The sequence below is a fragment of the Pseudomonas sp. RIT357 genome (assembly GCF_000632245.1).
GTDB classification, from domain to species: domain Bacteria; phylum Pseudomonadota; class Gammaproteobacteria; order Pseudomonadales; family Pseudomonadaceae; genus Aquipseudomonas; species Aquipseudomonas sivasensis.
This window is the reverse complement of sequence record NZ_JFYX01000021.1, coordinates 21,578-36,541: the sequence shown is the minus strand read 5'-3', so window position 1 is coordinate 36,541 and position 14,964 is coordinate 21,578. Positions and strand designations below refer to the sequence as shown.

The window sequence follows — 14,964 nt, the reverse complement described above, 5'->3', positions numbered from 1 at the left end:
ACGATGACCGCGGCGGCCCACCCTCCCCTGAGTTTCAAGCAAGCCTTGCTGGCGATGATTGGCATCTCGTTGGTGCTGATGCTCTCGGCGCTCGACCAGACCGTGATCGGCAACGCCTTGCCGAGCATCGTGGCCGAGCTCAACGGCTTTGAACTCTATGCATGGGTCGCCACTGGTTATCTGTTGGCGTCCATCGTCACCATCCCGATTTTCGGACGGCTGGGGGATTACTACGGGCGTAAGCCGTTCGTACTGGCCGCCACGTTGATCTTCACTCTGGCGTCCCTGGCCTGCGCCCTGGCCAACGACATGCTGGTGCTGGTGATCGGCCGTGCGTTGCAGGGCATTGGCGGCGGCATGTTGATCGGCACCGCGTTCGCCTGTATCCCCGAACTGTTTCCCGACACCCGCCAGCGCCTGCGCTGGCAGATGCTGTTGAGTGCGCTGTTCAGCGTGGTCAATGCCATCGGCCCTGGGCTGGGGGGGTATCTCACCGGCGCCTTCGGCTGGCGCTCGGTGTTCTATATCAACCTACCGTTGGGCTGCCTGGCGCTGTTGATTGCCTGGCGTTTCCTGCCGTGGTATCGCCCGCAACAACACAGCAGCATTCGTCTGGATTGGCCCGGCGCACTGTTGATCGCGCTGGCGTTGGGCAGTCTGCAATTGTTTGTGGAATGGCTGGGGCATTCGAGCCTCGCACTCAGCGCGGCGTTAGGTCTGGGGTGTATCGCGGCGATCATTGCGTTGTGGCACTGGGAGCGGCGTTGCCCGCATGCGCTGTTGCCGGCCGCGCTGTTCACCCTGCCGAGCCTGCAACTGCTGTTCACGCTGTCGGTGGCCGCCGGGGCGATCATGTTTTCGCTGCTGTTTTACCTGCCGCTCTTACTGCAAGGCGCCTACGGGTATTCGCCTCAGGACGCCGGTGTGTTGATCACACCGCTGGCGTTGAGCATCACCCTCGGCGCCATCGTCAACAGCCGCATCGTGACCCGTTTGCGCAACCCAAACTGGTTGCCGCTGGCCGGTTTTGTCGCGTTGCTGCTGGCGTGCCTGGGGTTGGCAGTGGTCGGACGAAGCGCGTCGTTCAATGAGTTGCTTGGCTTGATTCTACTGGCCGGGTTGGGCCTGGGATTCATCCTGCTCAACCTCACGGTATTCACCCAGACCCTGGCCGAACGGCAGTTTCTCGGCATCGCCACCGCGCTCACTCAATCCCTGCGTCTGGTGGGCGGTTTGCTCGGCACTGCCGGCATGGGCGTGCTGGTCAACCTGCTCTACAGCACACATCTGCAACGGGTGTTTCTTGCGGCGGGCCACGCCGAGGGCATTGCCCTGTATGCCGACCCACAAGTGCTGTTGCACGCCAATCTCGACGCCACGCCATGGCTGCAGCTGGCCCGCGATGCGCTGGCCCAGTCGGTGGGCGTGGGCCTGCTGCTGTGCGCGGGAATTGGCGTGCTCGCCCTGTTCATCCTGTACCGCTTACCGCCGGTGCGACTGCACGTCGTGCCGGCCACCGTTGCTCCCGCTCCTGAAAAAAAATAGAAAACTTTCACTGCCGCTTTTGACTGCCCTCAAAAAACCAATCACACATGGGGATGACACCAATGGAGCTTTTCAATCGCGCACCAACCGTACTCGCCGGCCTCTGTGGCCTGATCATCGCCCAGCAGGGCTACGCCGCAGGCCTGGTGGAAGACAGCAAGCTAAATGTGCTGGCCCGCAATTTCTTCAGCAACGCCGACAACCGCAGCGGCGCCGCCGACCCCAACTACACCCAGGAATGGGGCCAGGGTTTTATCGCCAACTTCGAGTCCGGTTACACCCAAGGCACCGTGGGCTTCGGCATGGACGCCATCGGCATGTTCGGTGTGCGTCTGGACTCCGGCAAGGGGCGCCACTACAACCCGCAAAGCACCGCGTTCAACGGCAACGTGTTCCCCACCGACAGCGATGGCCGCGCAGTGGATGAGTTCGGCAGCCTGGGGCTGACGGCCAAGGCGCGCTTTGCCAAGACCGAGCTGAAATACGGCACTCTGGTGCCGATGCTGCCGGTGGTGATGTCCACCGACCGCATGTTGCAACAGACCTTCAATGGCGGGCAGGTGCAGTCCAAGGACCTGGACCATTTCACCTTCACCCTCGGCCAGTTGGAACACGTGAAGGGCCGTGGTTCAAGCGACCAGATGGGCATGTCGATTCCCGGCGCCAACAACGCGCGTACCGGTGAGTTCGTCAACAAGTTCTACTACGGCGGCGTCGACTACAAACCGACCAAAGACCTGACCTTGCAGTACTACTACGGCAACCTGCAGGACTTCTACAAACAGAACTTCCTGGGCCTCAAGTACGACTGGCAGATCGGCCCAGGCACCCTGCGCACCGACCTGCGCCACTTCGACAACCGCTCCGACGGCGCCAACGGCAACGACCCAGCGTTCTACACCTTCGGCTACTACGGCGACGGCGTGACCAAGGGCAAGGTCGACAGCCGCCTGAGCAGCGCCCAATTCACCTACCTGGTCAACGGCCACACGATTGCCGCCGGCCTGCAGCAGGTCAGCGGCGACAGCGATGCGGTGTGGTTGAACCAGGGTGACGGTTCCACGGCCTACTTCATGACCGAGTCGATGATCGGCAAATTCCAGCGCGCCGGGGAAACCACTTGGCAGGTGCGTTACGGCTATGACTTCGCCTCGGTCGGCGTGCCAGGCCTGAGCTTTATGGGCATGTACGAAAGCGGCTCGAACATCCGCACGCCCACTGGGGATAAAAGCGAGTGGGAGCGCAACCTGACGGTGAGCTACGTGATCCAGCAGGGGCCGTTGAAGAACCTGAGCATTGCCCTGCGCCACGCGTCGTTGCGCACTGAAGTGACGACCCAACGGGACAGTGATGAGCATCGGGTGATTGTCAGCTACCCGTTGAACATCCTCTAAGCACAGGCGGCGCCGCTGGACTCGTGGTCAGCGGGTCATGCTGGGCGCCCTCGCCCACCTGCGGCATGCAGTCGAAGGTGGGCACATTGTGTTCGATGCGTAGCGGCATGGGGCTGAGGAACAGGCGGTTGAGCTGTTTGCTGCCCAACGCTGCCATCGTCGCATTGCCGTCGAGCGGGTAGACAACCGGGTTGGCGGCAAAGGATCAGACTTTGACATTCTGCCGAATATTCCAGCCAAACTTCACCGGCCCACCGTCCTTGGCGCCATCCGCCTTCTGCGGCTGGTAGCTGACGTCGACGGTGGCGAAGTTCAAGGCGATGCTGTCGTACAAAACATCATCGGCCGTGTCAGCGCGGGTGCTGTACGACACCACCATGACTTCCTTCAAGGTAATCACCAGATACTCCACCGGGCTGGTTCCGCCGGCCTTGCGCACCACCAATTTGGCTTCGGGGTAATGCTTGCCGGTGGCGCACGCCATCATCAGGTTGGGGCTGGATTTATCCAGGGGTTTGGTCAGGTTCAGGTTGGTGAAGTCGGCCTTGCCCGAACCGCCTCCCGTACCGGAATGCATCGAGCCCGTTTGCGATAATCCCCACCCCCAGTTGGTGATATCGATCTCGTCACGATGGGCCAAGTCTTGCGATTCACCCTTGATGTCGCCCAGTTTCAAAAACATGTCGACTGCCATGTTGGCTCCTTGTCCTGTGGTCCGCCGGAAGTGACGTGGCGCGCACTTTTCCTCAATCAGGAGCGGGCATACAAGACGTCAACATCGCTTCAGGACGTACCCGACTGTAAATGGCGAAGCTTCCGACATTCATCCCAATTGCGGCGTCTTTACTCTCTCAGCTCCCAAAAAAAGGAGTTAAGGAATGACGGCCGCTCTGTTCAAGGATGGATTCCCCTCAGCCCACCGTACTACACGCCAACGCATTGAAAGCAGCCTCGACCTGCGGCGGTTGTTCTTCGCCATAGACGCCGACCCGGCGTTGATCGGTGCGGGGGTGGTGTATATCGATGGGGATTTCAACGTGGTGGTACTGCGGGAGTTCCAGGCGATTTGCAGCGTGCGGCCGATCAAAGTGGTGCTGCGGGAAGCGCCGAGGTATGTGGGGCCGGTGGAGTTCAAGCGGATGTTGGAGCATGAGCCTCGGGAGTCAAAATTGATGGTAGAGGCGCTGAGTACAACAGCGACGTGTATCGGAGCAGTGTTGAGTTGGGTGGTTATCGGCAGTGGAATTATGTTTATGCCATTCACTGGCGGAGCAAGTGCGGTGATCTCCTTCGTTGGTAAAGCCGCTGCAGTTGCGAGCACAATTCAATGCTTTTCTGGTGTTGTTCGAACATTCAGTGAGGCCTACAACCCTCAATTCAACGATGAACTGGACAACAATGCATGGTATGACGCTGCAATGACTGTCCTGGATGGTGTGGCGTTGCTCGGCGTCACAAGCTCGGCGCTTGTAACGGTTAAAGCGGCTAACACTGCTACGCGCGTGACAGGAAAAAACCTGCGGCAAGTCCTTAGCGGTCTATCCCGACAAGAGCGGGCAAAACTGAACAACGAGTTGCTCAGAATCCGCGACCCACGCCTCACCACTCAGCTACTCAAGTTGGAACAGGCAGCGGGTCGGGCGTCCAAACGCATTAGCGCAACCGAAATGAAACAAGCCACCGCCAACCATATAAGAGATGCCTTGGCAGCAACATTGGGGTTTACCAGCAGTGCAATGAACGGAAACGTCAAGACACTCGCAATCGGTCTATACGAAGAGGTGACCGAGTGAATAAGCGAAGAAAAACCAACAGTCTGAACAACCTTAAAAGCATAAACGATGGGAAAGGAATGACAGGAGAAGATGCCTATCACTCAGAGCTCTTTATCGAAGATCCGCGCAAACTCCTAAGACGCTTCATGCCAATAATAGGCGCCGACCTTATTGCAGGATGCTTTTCAATAGGGTTGGTAACGCTGCTGGCTGCAATGACCTATTTTTCTCCACTTCCTATTCATACATCCACTAACGCATCCTTTATTGGCGGCATGGTAGTCGCCGCAGTTTTCGCCCTGGCCAAATACGAAGTGCTCTACGGCCGAATCCATTGGGTATGGATAAACGTCGCGATCTACCTCCTCTGCCTGCTGATATCCCTACCCGCCATCCTGTGGCGCCCCAACACCTATCTCTACGCACTGGCCCTACTCGGCCCACTTGTCGGTCTGCTGATCCTAAACAGCAACCGCTGCCGCGAACTGCGGCAAAAGTCGGTAGAGCTACGCCACAAACGCGAAGCCATCATCGCGACCCTGAAACAACAGGGCCGCTGGAAATGGTGGTAACCCTCAGGCCGCCTCGCTCCGTGCAGCCGTGTGCCGATTCACCGGCACCGGCAGCCCAAGATGCCCGCGCAAGGTGCTGTGGCTGTACTCACTGCGAAACAACCCACGCTCACGCAACAACGGCAGCACTTGGTCGGTAAACCGCGCGAAGTCATCCGGTGCGCCCACGTGGATGTTGAAACCATCCACCGCACCTTCGACAAACCAGCGTTCGATCTCGTCGGCCACGGTCTTGGGCGAGCCAACAAAGCTGGAGAACGGCTTGGCAAAACGCAACGCCGCCTGGCGCAGGGTCAAGCCCTGATCACGGGCGACTTGCTTGATGTTTTCGGCATGGCCGCGATAGCCGTTGCTGCCCAGGTCGCCCAACTCCGGGAAGGGTTCATCCAATGGGTATTGGCTGAAGTCGTGGTAGTTGAACGGCCGCCCCAGTTGCACCAGCGCTTTGTCCAGGTCCAACTCGCCATTGCGCTCGCGGTCGATGGCCTGGGCCTGTTCGTCGGTGTCGGCAATGATCGGCGAAATGCCCGGCAGGATGGTCACGTGATCAGGGTTACGTCCGGCGGCAGCAGTCCGTTTTTTGATGTCGCTGTAATACGCCTGGGCGTCTTCAAAATTGCCCACGCCGGCAAAAATGCCTTCGGCGTAATTCGCTGCCAGGCTGCGGCCGGACTCGGAAATACCCGCCTGGAAAATCACCGGCTGGCCCTGGGCTGAACGCGCTATGTTCAACGGGCCGGTCACTGAGAAAAACTCGCCGTGGTGGTCGAGGCGATGCTGGCGTTGCGGGTCGAGGAATACGCCGCTGGCCTTGTCTCGCACGAAGGCGTCGTCTTCATAGGAATCCCACAGCCCCTGCACCACGCTCAGGTGCTCGGCCGCGCGGCGGTAGCGCTCGGTGTGATCAATATGCTGCTCACGGCCAAAGTTGCCGGCCGCGCCTTCCAGGCCGGTGGTGACCACGTTCCAACCGGCGCGGCCGCTGCTGATCAGGTCCAGCGAGGCAAACTGGCGGGCGACGTTGAAGGGCTCGGTGTAGGACGTGGTCAGCGTGGCCACCAGGCCGATCTTCGACGTCGCACCGGCGATGGCCGAAAGCAAGGTCAGTGGCTCCAGACGGTTGAGGAAATGCGGCGCGGAATCCGGGGTGATGTAGGGGCTGTCGACGATGAAGACCAGATCGAATTTGGCCGCTTCTGCCTGTTGCGCCTGGGCACGGTACCAGTCGATATCGACACTGGCATCGCCGGGGATTTGCGGGTGCAGCCATTCGTTTTGCGCAGTACCGACACCGGTGAGGATGGCACCGAATTTGAGTTGCCGGGGTGAGGTGGACATAGGGATTTCTCCATAACGAACATGAGGACTGACTGGCAAAAAAAAGATCACACTGTGGGAGGGGGCTTGCCCCCGATGGCTGCGGGTCAGTCAAAGAGGCATCAACTGACACGCCCTCATCGAGGCCCAAGCCCCCTTCCACACTGTTAACCGCGTGAATCAGGCTGTGCGGGCAGCGATGGCTTCGACTTCAACCAACGCTCCGGGCAATGGCAGCGCGACGACTTGCAACGCCGTCCGTGCCGGTTTGTTCGGCTGCTCCGGCGTACCGAAGAACTGCGTATACCCACGCTGCAACCCGGCAAAATCCAGCTTGCCGTCGGTCTCTTCAGCCCCCACCAAAAACACCCGCAATTGCACGATATCGCCCAGATCCAGGTCCTGCTGCTGAAGAACCTTGCGCAGTTTGTTGAATACCGAAACCGTCTGTACTTCGGTGTTTCCATAGACCCCCGGCACCTGAGGATCGGCAGCGTCCGGCAAGGTCCCGCTGACAAAGATCAGGCTGGCGGACGCAGGCACGGTGACGGTCTGCGAGATCGGAAAATCGCCGACGCTGGTACGTTGAATGCTGTCGCTCATGGTGTGTCTCCTTAAGAGGCGGCGAGTGCCGCGACCTGTCGTTGTTGGGTTACCCGTTCGGCCAGTTGCGCGATCACATGCCGCGCCGAGTTGGCCGCCGATTCCTGCCAGATGCCCACGCCGCTTTGCACCAGACCATCGCCGGCGAAGTACACACGGCCATGGCCGGCTTCGAGCAGGCTGCTTGCGTCAGCCGGGAAGTGTTCGCGTTGCGACCACGGGCCCTCGCTGTAGGGGATCTGTTCCCAGGTCACGGCCAGCGGGTTACGCAGGTGTTTGGAGAAACCGGGGTGCAGCAATTCAACCGCTTCCCTGGACGTGGCGTATTGCTCGGTGAAGGGTTTTGCGCCAAACGCATCGGCGCCCTCGCCGGTTACATAGCCGGCTACGAGCAAGCCTTCGCGGGTATTGAGGTCGTTGCTCGGGTACCACAACAGGCGCGCGGGGTGTTCGATCCACGACAGCCCGCCATAGGTGCGGTAGTCGGTTTCCCAGAAGCGCGGGGATTGCCACGCCACTTTGGTCGCCTGGTCGCTGCGGGTGCTGAGCAGCGCGGCTTTGATCGGGTCACTGAAGTCGGTATCGAGTTTGGCCAGCAACGGCAGCGGCAACGTCGAGATCAGGTAATCGGCACGCACCACCTGTTCGCGGCCACTGTGCTGGTCGTGATAGGTCACCGCCACGCCGTCCTCCAATTGGCGGATCTGACGCACCACGGCCCCCAACTGCACGTGATCACTCACCCGTTGATAGAACGCGTCGGTGATGCGGTCCATGCCGCCGACTGGTTGGAACATGGTCGCCGAAAACTCCGGAAACTCGGTGTGCAGCAATGCGCCCCACAGTTCCGGGTGCAGCAGTTGATCCAGCGACAACGGGCTGCGACTGGCCGGCAACGCGCCCGGATGGGCAGGAGACTCAAGGTGCCCCGAGCGAATCGTGCCCTCAAAGGCCAACTCTTGGGACAGGTCGCCGTACACCTGCAAAAACGCCAGCAACCGCGCGCGTTCCTCAGTACTCAGCACATCATCAAGGGCATCACGCTGCACGGCTTTGGCCAGCAGACCGGACAAGTGCCCCCGCGCATCATTGATCGCCTGGCCAACGCTGAACGCCGGCTTTTGCACATCGGGCCTTACCTGGGCGCCATGACTGCTGTTGACCAGCACTTCCAACGGCACGCCAAGCTCACTGCAATAGTCGAGGATCGTGCGGTGCTGGCTGGGAATCCGGGCCGGGCCGGCGTTGAAGTAATGCCCTTGATCGAATGCCGCCGTTTGCGTGCGGCCATCCTTGTAGTCCACGCGGTCGCCATGGCGCAGGGTCCAGGTGCGCCCCCCGACCCGCTCACGCGCCTCCAGCACTTGCACGTCAAACCCGGCGCGGGTCAGCTCCAAGGCGGTGACCAGACCGGCGATCCCGGCGCCCAACACCAGCACGCGGGTGCCTTGCCCCACGCCTTCCTTGAGTTTCAACGGTTGCGGACGGCGGTGCGACGACGGCCCCAAACCTAATGCCGCCAGTGCATCCTTGACGGCTTTTTCGCCGCCTACCGCCGCTATGCTCGACAACGCTTCACGTCGTGTCAGTCCCATGTCGATTGCTCCTTAATCCGGCAGGCCCGGTGGGTTGATCAGCGACTTGTCCACGCGCTCCACATCCAGGCCCCAACGTTGCAGCACCTGTTCGTATTGGCCGCCGGCAATCGCGCCTTCCAGGGCGGTGTGGATAGGCTTGACCAGGCCGTTGTCCTTGCGCGTGGTCACAGCGATGTCGGCCTGCAACGGCCAGCCACCGTTCACCGTGCCGACGCGCTTGATGCCCCCGGTGATCGCCGCCGAATAGGCGTACACCGAGTTAGGCCCGAACAGCGCATCGCTGCGCCCGGACTGCACCGCCAATTGCGCGGCGGCCTGGTCGTCGAAGTACTGCAACAGCGCGGGTTTGAGGCCGGCCTTTTCATTGGCTTCGTTCCAAGCCAGCAGGACTTTTTCCTGGTTGGTACCGGAGCCGACGATGATCTTCAGCCCAGCAATATCCGCAGCCTGTTTGATCTCAGAGATCTTGCTGGTGGTCTTGACGTAGAAGCCGAGCACGTCCTGGCGATAGGTGGCGAAGTCGAAACGCTTCTTGCGCGCCTCAGTCACGGTGACGTTGCTGATCACCGCGTCGTACTTGCCCGAGCTGACGCCCAGGGGCCAATCCTCCCAACTGGTCTGCACCACGTTGAGTTGCAGGCCAAGGCTGTCGGCCACCAGTTGCGCGGTGTCGGCTTCGCTGCCGATGGTGGTTTTGTCGTCACTGGCCAGCAGCGCCAGGGGCGGCCCGGCCACGCCGGACACGGCCACGGTGAACTTGCCCGGCTGGGCGAACTTGAAACCCGGTGGGATCTGCGCGATGGCCGCCTCGTTGCGCGGCACATGAACGCGCACGCGGTCGGGGCTGAGGTCGACCTGTTGCACAGCAAATGCGCTTTGTGCGGTGCTGACGGCAAGCGCCAATAGGCCGATACGAGCGGTAGAGATAAACATGGGCAGTCACTCCGTTAACTAAAGCACTTTGCCGAGAAAGGCCACGGTGCGGGGATGTCGGGGTTGGCGAAAAATCTGTTCAGGCGGGCCTTCTTCGATCAGTTGGCCGTCGCAGAGAAACACCACGTGGTCGGCCACTTCACGGGCAAAGCCGATCTCATGGGTGACGATGACCAAGGTCACGCCCAGTTGGGTCAGGCCCTTGATCACGTCGAGGACTTCCCCCACCAACTCGGGGTCGAGGGCCGATGTGGGCTCGTCGAACAGCAGCACCTTCGGGTCCAGCGCCAGGGCACGGGCGATGGCGACGCGCTGTTGCTGACCGCCGGAAAGCTGGCGCGGATAAGCATCGACCTTGTCCGCCAGGCCGACCTTGGCCAACAGCTCTGCGGCCTTGGACTGCGCCTCAGCCTTACTCCAGCGCTTGTGGGCCAAAGGCGCTTCGGCGACGTTTTCCCAAGCGGTGAGGTGCGGGAACAGGTTGAAGTTCTGGAACACGAAGCCCACGTCGATGCGGCGCTTGAGAATCTCCCGCTCCTTGAGTTCATACAGCAGGTCACCTTTGCGCCGATAACCGACGTATTCACCGTCGATGGTGATGTGCCCGCTGTCGATTTTCTCCAGGTGGTTGATGGTGCGCAGCAAGGTGGACTTGCCCGAGCCGGACGGCCCGAGAATTACCGTGACCTTGCCGGGGTCGATGGTCAGGTCGATGTCCTTGAGCACCTGCTGGCTGCCAAAGCGCTTGCCCACGCCCTGGATCTGGATACGTCCTGCGCGCGCTTCACTCATGGGATTTCTCCTTGAGCCAACCGCGTATGCGCTGCAACGGCGTGGGCGGTAGCACCCTTGCCGTTCCCCGTGCGAAATGACGCTCGACGTAATACTGGGCACTGGTCAGCACGGTGGTGATGATCAGGTACCACACGGTGGCGACGATCAGCAGCGGGATCACCGCCTGGGTGCGGTTGTAGATGACCTGCACGGTGTAGAACAGCTCCGGCAGGGCCAGCACGTAGACGATGGACGTGCCCTTGACCAGGCCGATGATCTCGTTGAAGCCCGACGGCAGGATCGAGCGCAATGCCTGGGGCAGGATGATCCGGAAGATGCGGCGTGATGCAGGCAAACCGAGCGCCGCTGCCGCTTCATGCTGACCGGCGTCCACACCGATCAGGCCGCCGCGAATGATCTCCGCCGCGTAGGCCGCCTGCATCAGGCTCAAACCGAGAACCGCCGTGGTGAACTGGCTGAGCACGTCCACCGTCGACCACTCGGCAAACACCACGCTGGTGAACGGCACACCGAGCACAATGTGGTCATACAGGTAGGCAAAGTTGTACAGGATGATCAGCACCAGCAACGCCGGCATCGAACGGAAAAACCAGATATAGCCCCAGGCCAGGGCCGCCAAAAGCGGCGAGCCGGACAGTCGCGCCAGGGCCAGCGCCGTGCCGAGGATCACGCTGAACACCGTGCTCAACAGCGTCAGCAACAACGTCTGCCCAAGCCCGCGCAGCACCGACGGCGAGAAGAACCACTGGCCGAACACACCCCACTCCCACCGCGGGTTGGTGGCGAGGGAATGGGCGATCGCGAGCAGCACCAGAGCGGCGAAGATCGACCCGGCCCAACGCCACGGGTGCCGGGCAGGCACCACTTGCAGGGCTTTGATCGGTGGGGAGACACGGACCTGGCGAACCTCGCGGGGCTGGTCAATCAGGTCATAGGGTTTGGCAACAATAGGCATGGTTTATTCCTCGGCCTTAGAAGGCATAGGTCAAGCGGGTGTAGTAGTACCCGCCGGTGAATCCGTAGGGCGAATAGGTGCCGTAGCTGCTGACCATGGTGCTGCTGGGCACGCCTTGTTTCTTGGGGTAGACGTCGAACAGGTTTTTGGCGCCGATGGCCACGTTGAGGTCTTTGGTGAGGTTGTAGCCAAGGTCGAGATCGGTGATCCATTTGGCCGCGTAGACCCGGTCGAGGCTGCGGTCGGCGGACACATTGACCTCCTTGTAGGAGCCGTAGCGGGTCAGGGCCAGGTTGAGGTTGAAGCGATCGATGCTCCAGTCACCGCCCAGGATCAGCTTGGTGCTGGGCTGTACGCCGGTGATCAGGTTGCGTGCCTGGCGGTCCATCAGGTCGTAGGACGTGCCGAGGATCGTGGTGGACTCCTTGTAGTTGAGGATTTTGGTCTGGTTCCAGTTGAACGCTGCGGTCCACTTCAGCGCGCCGTACTGGCCCAGGTCCTGGCTGTAGTTGCCGACCAGGTCGAGGCCTTTGGTGCGGGTGTCGGCACCGTTGATAAAGTACTGGCCGCCGGAGGTGGAAGTGATGCCGTTGCCTTGCAGCACCTGGGTGATTTCCGGGCCCAGCAAGGTGCCGGTCAGGGTGATGCGGTCGCGCAGGTTGATCACGTAGGCGTCGGCGGTGAAGCTCAGGCGGTCGGTGGGCGTGAGGGTGAAGCCGAGACTGAAGTTGGTCGAGCGCTCGGGTTTCAAATCCTGGGCGCCCAGGGCTTGGGCAGCCGCCGAACCGGTGGGCAGCACCCCGTAGTTGATCGACTGATACACCCCGTCCACCACGCCATAGGTGGTGGAACGCGCACTGAACAGGCTGTTGGCCAGGGACGGCGCGCGGAAGCCATTGCTCACCGTGGCGCGCACGGCGAACTGTGGAGTGAAATCGTAGCGAGTGGTCAACTTACCGCTGCGGGTGGCGCCCACGCCCTGGTTGTAATGCTCGTAGCGAAACGCGGTGCCCACGTACCAGTCCGGCACCGGGTTGAAGCCCACATCGACGTAACTGGCCAGGCTGTTGCGCGAGGCGCTGCTTTCTTCATCCGGCGAAATGCCGTTGGTGACCTGCGCCCCGCTTGATGCGCAATTGCCTGGGGCTACGCAGTAACCGCCGTTGGCATAAGACTCGTAATCACCGGCCTGCACCTCATAGGTATCGCGCCGATGCTCGAAGCCGTAACTCAGGTCGAGCGGCTTTTGCAGGCCGATATCGAAGCCGCGCTTGAAGTCGAGGTTGGTGGTCAGCTCGGTGCTGATCCAAGTGCCGGAGGTGAAGCTGTTCGGCGTGGCCTCGCCCAAAGACGGGTTCTGGTTATGGGTGGTGCCCTGCTCCGCTTCGTTGCGCCCGTAGGTGGTGGACAAATCCCAGTCCCACTCGCCGACGGTGCCCTTGCCGCCGAATGCAGCCTGGAAATCGTCCTCATCGATGTACCAGGTCGGCGTGTAGCCACCGGGGTAACCGTTAGGCCCGGTGGTGATGGTGTTGGTGATGGTCGGCAGGCGGAAATTCTGCCCCTGCTCGGCCTTGCGCCGTGAATAGGTGGTGAAGGAATACAGGCTGAAATCGTCGTCGATAGGCAACTCGGCGTTGTAGCCCAGGGTCAGCAAGTTGGTCTTCGGCGTGCCGTAGCCGCCATAAGTGGAACGGCCGGCTTGCTCATAGGCCTGTGCGTAGGTGTAGCCGTTGGCGCTGGCCTTGTTGTCATCGTTCTGGCTGCGGGCATCCAGTGCCAGTTGCACGATGCCGCCGTTGCCGATCTCAAAGCCTTTGTTGAGGCTTTGTTGCACGGTCTGTTTTTTGCCGTCATAGCCAAGGCCGGCATTGGTCACCGAAGTGCCGCTGGTGTCGGCCTTGAGGATCACGTTGATGACCCCGGCGATGGCATCGGAGCCGTACTGGGCTGCGGCGCCGTCACGCAATACTTCCACATGGTCGATGGCGCTGATGGGGATCAGGTCCAGGTCTGCCGGGGCGGCGCCGGTGTTGATGCCGTTGATATTCAGCGTCGCGGCGGTGTGGCGGCGCTTGCCATTGACCAGCACCAGCACTTCGGCGGCGCTCATGCCCCGCAGGTTCGGCGCGCGGGCAATGCCGCTGGCGTCCCAACCGGTTTTTTCCGGCAGGGTCAGCGATGGGATCACCGCACTCAACGCCTCCATCAAACCCGGCTTGCCGGTGCTTTGCAGTTGCTTGGCGCTGACCACATCGATCGGCACCGGACTGCTGGTGACCGTGCGCTGCTCGGCACCACGGTTGCCGGTGACCACCACGGTGGACAAGGTGCTGTCGTCCTGGGCATGGGCGGTGTTGGCCAGAATTGCCAGGGCCAGGATGGCGGTGGGTTTTGACGTTTGCTTCATAGGCGTGCCTGTATTTCCAAATCGCGAAGTCGGGCAGTCACGCGGCGATGCGCGGTGCTCGGTTTTATGGGGCTATTGCGGCGATTTGGGGTTAGGGCGACTGCGGGGATTGAATTGGCAACATACGTTGAACTCACTTCCAACGATTCTGCTGCGGGGGATGATCACCCGGTTATGGCGCGCAGAATCTTGATTACGCTGGGTACCATCCGAGGTCAGGGGTAGGCTGTTGCGATCAAACATAACGGAATGGGTTTTGAAAATATAATGCTGTTTTGATATAAGCTAATATTCTCTAATTTCATTATTTATTAATTACTTTATTCATAATAATGATGTTTTTGGTGCGAGGGGTTAGGTGGATTGGGGGGATATCCGTTGTTGGAGTAACGGCGGGTATTGGTTTCGCCCTTACGGCGGGTCACTTTGGAAAAGAGCCGGAATACCAGCCCATCCCGAAGTAACCAAGGACTCTTGCCCCAACACTCGGCACCTCGCCTAGGCTCGGTGTCCGGCCAGCGTGTTTGACGGGGCGCCTAAGATAAAGATCAAAAGCAGATCAAAAGCAGGCTAAGACCTATCTGTCTGATCTATGGAGATCAAACTGTGGGAGGGGGCTTGCTCCTGATGGGGGTATGTCAGCCAACAGAGCTGTAACTGAACCACTGCAATCGGGAGCAAGCCCCCTCCCACATTTGGAATGCGGTCGGCTCTAAGGCCGCCGCGGCCTTGCTTTTGATCTGGAATCGCCCCGTCAACCACGCTGGCCGGAATTCGATGTTGATTTGGGGGGCCGCCGCCAAATCAATGTCGGATTACGGGCACACCGAGCCTAGGTATCTGTCTGATCTACGGAGATCAAACTGTGGGAGGGGGCTTGCTCCCGATGGCGGTGTGTCAGCCAACAGAGCTGTAACTGAACCACTGCAATCGGGAGCAAGTCGAATCGTCGCACCGCCCCTCCCACATTTGGAATGCGTTCGGCTTAAGAACCCGGTCGGCTCTAAGGCCGCCGCGACCTTGCTTTTGATCTGGAATCGCCCCGTCAACCACGCTGGCCGGAATTC

At 60.6% G+C, this 14,964-nt stretch carries 12 protein-coding genes; 4 read left to right on the top strand and 8 right to left on the bottom strand.

Going from position 1 to position 14,964, the window contains the following annotated elements:
• Window positions 1-3: 3 nt before the first annotated feature.
• A complete protein-coding gene (locus BW43_RS13010; protein ID WP_032887261.1) occupies window positions 4-1,545 on the top strand; it encodes an MFS transporter in 1,542 nt (513 codons plus the stop codon).
• Between the two features lie 62 nt (window positions 1,546-1,607).
• Window positions 1,608-2,939, top strand: coding sequence for an OprD family porin (locus tag BW43_RS13015; protein WP_032887260.1), 1,332 nt, complete (start codon window positions 1,608-1,610; stop codon window positions 2,937-2,939).
• Window positions 2,940-3,144: 205 nt separating this feature from the next.
• Here BW43_RS13015 and BW43_RS13020 read toward each other — a convergent pair whose 3' ends face one another.
• On the bottom strand, window positions 3,145-3,633 hold the full coding sequence (locus BW43_RS13020) for a type VI secretion system tube protein Hcp (protein WP_032887259.1): 489 nt from the start codon (window positions 3,631-3,633) through the stop codon (window positions 3,145-3,147).
• Between the two features lie 184 nt (window positions 3,634-3,817).
• Here BW43_RS13020 and BW43_RS13025 point away from each other — a divergent pair, with 184 nt between their 5' ends.
• Together BW43_RS13025 and BW43_RS13030 are read left to right on the top strand one after the other, a co-directional pair.
• The gene (locus tag BW43_RS13025) at window positions 3,818-4,732 is read left to right on the top strand and encodes a hypothetical protein (protein ID WP_032887258.1); all 915 of its coding nucleotides are present in this window, start codon (window positions 3,818-3,820) and stop codon (window positions 4,730-4,732) included.
• A complete protein-coding gene (locus BW43_RS13030) occupies window positions 4,729-5,286 on the top strand; it encodes a hypothetical protein (protein ID WP_256226423.1) in 558 nt (185 codons plus the stop codon). Before BW43_RS13025 ends, BW43_RS13030 begins: the two co-directional genes overlap by 4 nt.
• A gap of 3 nt (window positions 5,287-5,289) precedes the next feature.
• Here the strand turns inward: BW43_RS13030 and BW43_RS13035 are convergent, their stop codons facing one another.
• From BW43_RS13035 to BW43_RS13065, 7 genes are all read right to left on the bottom strand, one after another.
• Window positions 5,290-6,624 carry an LLM class flavin-dependent oxidoreductase gene (locus BW43_RS13035; protein WP_032887257.1) on the bottom strand — a complete coding sequence of 445 codons (1,335 nt, stop codon included), beginning with the start codon at window positions 6,622-6,624 and terminating at the stop codon, window positions 5,290-5,292.
• Between the two features lie 159 nt (window positions 6,625-6,783).
• Window positions 6,784-7,206, bottom strand: a complete 423-nt coding sequence (locus BW43_RS13040; protein ID WP_032887256.1) for a RidA family protein — start codon at window positions 7,204-7,206, stop codon at window positions 6,784-6,786.
• Between the two features lie 11 nt (window positions 7,207-7,217).
• On the bottom strand, window positions 7,218-8,801 hold the full coding sequence (locus BW43_RS13045) for an FAD-dependent oxidoreductase (RefSeq protein ID WP_032887254.1): 1,584 nt from the start codon (window positions 8,799-8,801) through the stop codon (window positions 7,218-7,220).
• 12 nt (window positions 8,802-8,813) lie between these two features.
• The gene (locus tag BW43_RS13050) at window positions 8,814-9,737 is read right to left on the bottom strand and encodes an ABC transporter substrate-binding protein (RefSeq protein WP_032887252.1); all 924 of its coding nucleotides are present in this window, start codon (window positions 9,735-9,737) and stop codon (window positions 8,814-8,816) included.
• 18 nt (window positions 9,738-9,755) lie between these two features.
• On the bottom strand, window positions 9,756-10,529 hold the full coding sequence (locus BW43_RS13055) for an amino acid ABC transporter ATP-binding protein (RefSeq protein ID WP_032887251.1): 774 nt from the start codon (window positions 10,527-10,529) through the stop codon (window positions 9,756-9,758).
• Window positions 10,522-11,487, bottom strand: a complete 966-nt coding sequence (locus tag BW43_RS13060; RefSeq protein ID WP_032887249.1) for an amino acid ABC transporter permease — start codon at window positions 11,485-11,487, stop codon at window positions 10,522-10,524. Before BW43_RS13060 ends, BW43_RS13055 begins: the two co-directional genes overlap by 8 nt.
• A gap of 16 nt (window positions 11,488-11,503) precedes the next feature.
• Window positions 11,504-13,897: a TonB-dependent siderophore receptor gene (locus BW43_RS13065; RefSeq protein WP_032887248.1), complete on the bottom strand. Its 2,394-nt coding sequence runs from the start codon at window positions 13,895-13,897 to the stop codon at window positions 11,504-11,506.
• Between the last annotated feature and the right edge of the window lie 1,067 nt (window positions 13,898-14,964).

Bases quoted from the DNA above. Each gene is read 5' to 3' on its own strand.
- BW43_RS13010 (WP_032887261.1), top strand. From the start codon at position 4: ATGACCGCGGCGGCCCACCCTCCCCTGAGTTTCAAGCAAGCCTTGCTG.
- BW43_RS13015 (WP_032887260.1), top strand. From the start codon at position 1,608: ATGGAGCTTTTCAATCGCGCACCAACCGTACTCGCCGGCCTCTGTGGC.
- BW43_RS13020 (WP_032887259.1), bottom strand. From the start codon at position 3,633: ATGGCAGTCGACATGTTTTTGAAACTGGGCGACATCAAGGGTGAATCG.
- BW43_RS13025 (WP_032887258.1), top strand. From the start codon at position 3,818: ATGACGGCCGCTCTGTTCAAGGATGGATTCCCCTCAGCCCACCGTACT.
- BW43_RS13035 (WP_032887257.1), bottom strand. From the start codon at position 6,624: ATGTCCACCTCACCCCGGCAACTCAAATTCGGTGCCATCCTCACCGGT.
- BW43_RS13040 (WP_032887256.1), bottom strand. From the start codon at position 7,206: ATGAGCGACAGCATTCAACGTACCAGCGTCGGCGATTTTCCGATCTCG.
- BW43_RS13045 (WP_032887254.1), bottom strand. From the start codon at position 8,801: ATGGGACTGACACGACGTGAAGCGTTGTCGAGCATAGCGGCGGTAGGC.
- BW43_RS13050 (WP_032887252.1), bottom strand. From the start codon at position 9,737: ATGTTTATCTCTACCGCTCGTATCGGCCTATTGGCGCTTGCCGTCAGC.
- BW43_RS13055 (WP_032887251.1), bottom strand. From the start codon at position 10,529: ATGAGTGAAGCGCGCGCAGGACGTATCCAGATCCAGGGCGTGGGCAAG.
- BW43_RS13060 (WP_032887249.1), bottom strand. From the start codon at position 11,487: ATGCCTATTGTTGCCAAACCCTATGACCTGATTGACCAGCCCCGCGAG.
- BW43_RS13065 (WP_032887248.1), bottom strand. From the start codon at position 13,897: ATGAAGCAAACGTCAAAACCCACCGCCATCCTGGCCCTGGCAATTCTG.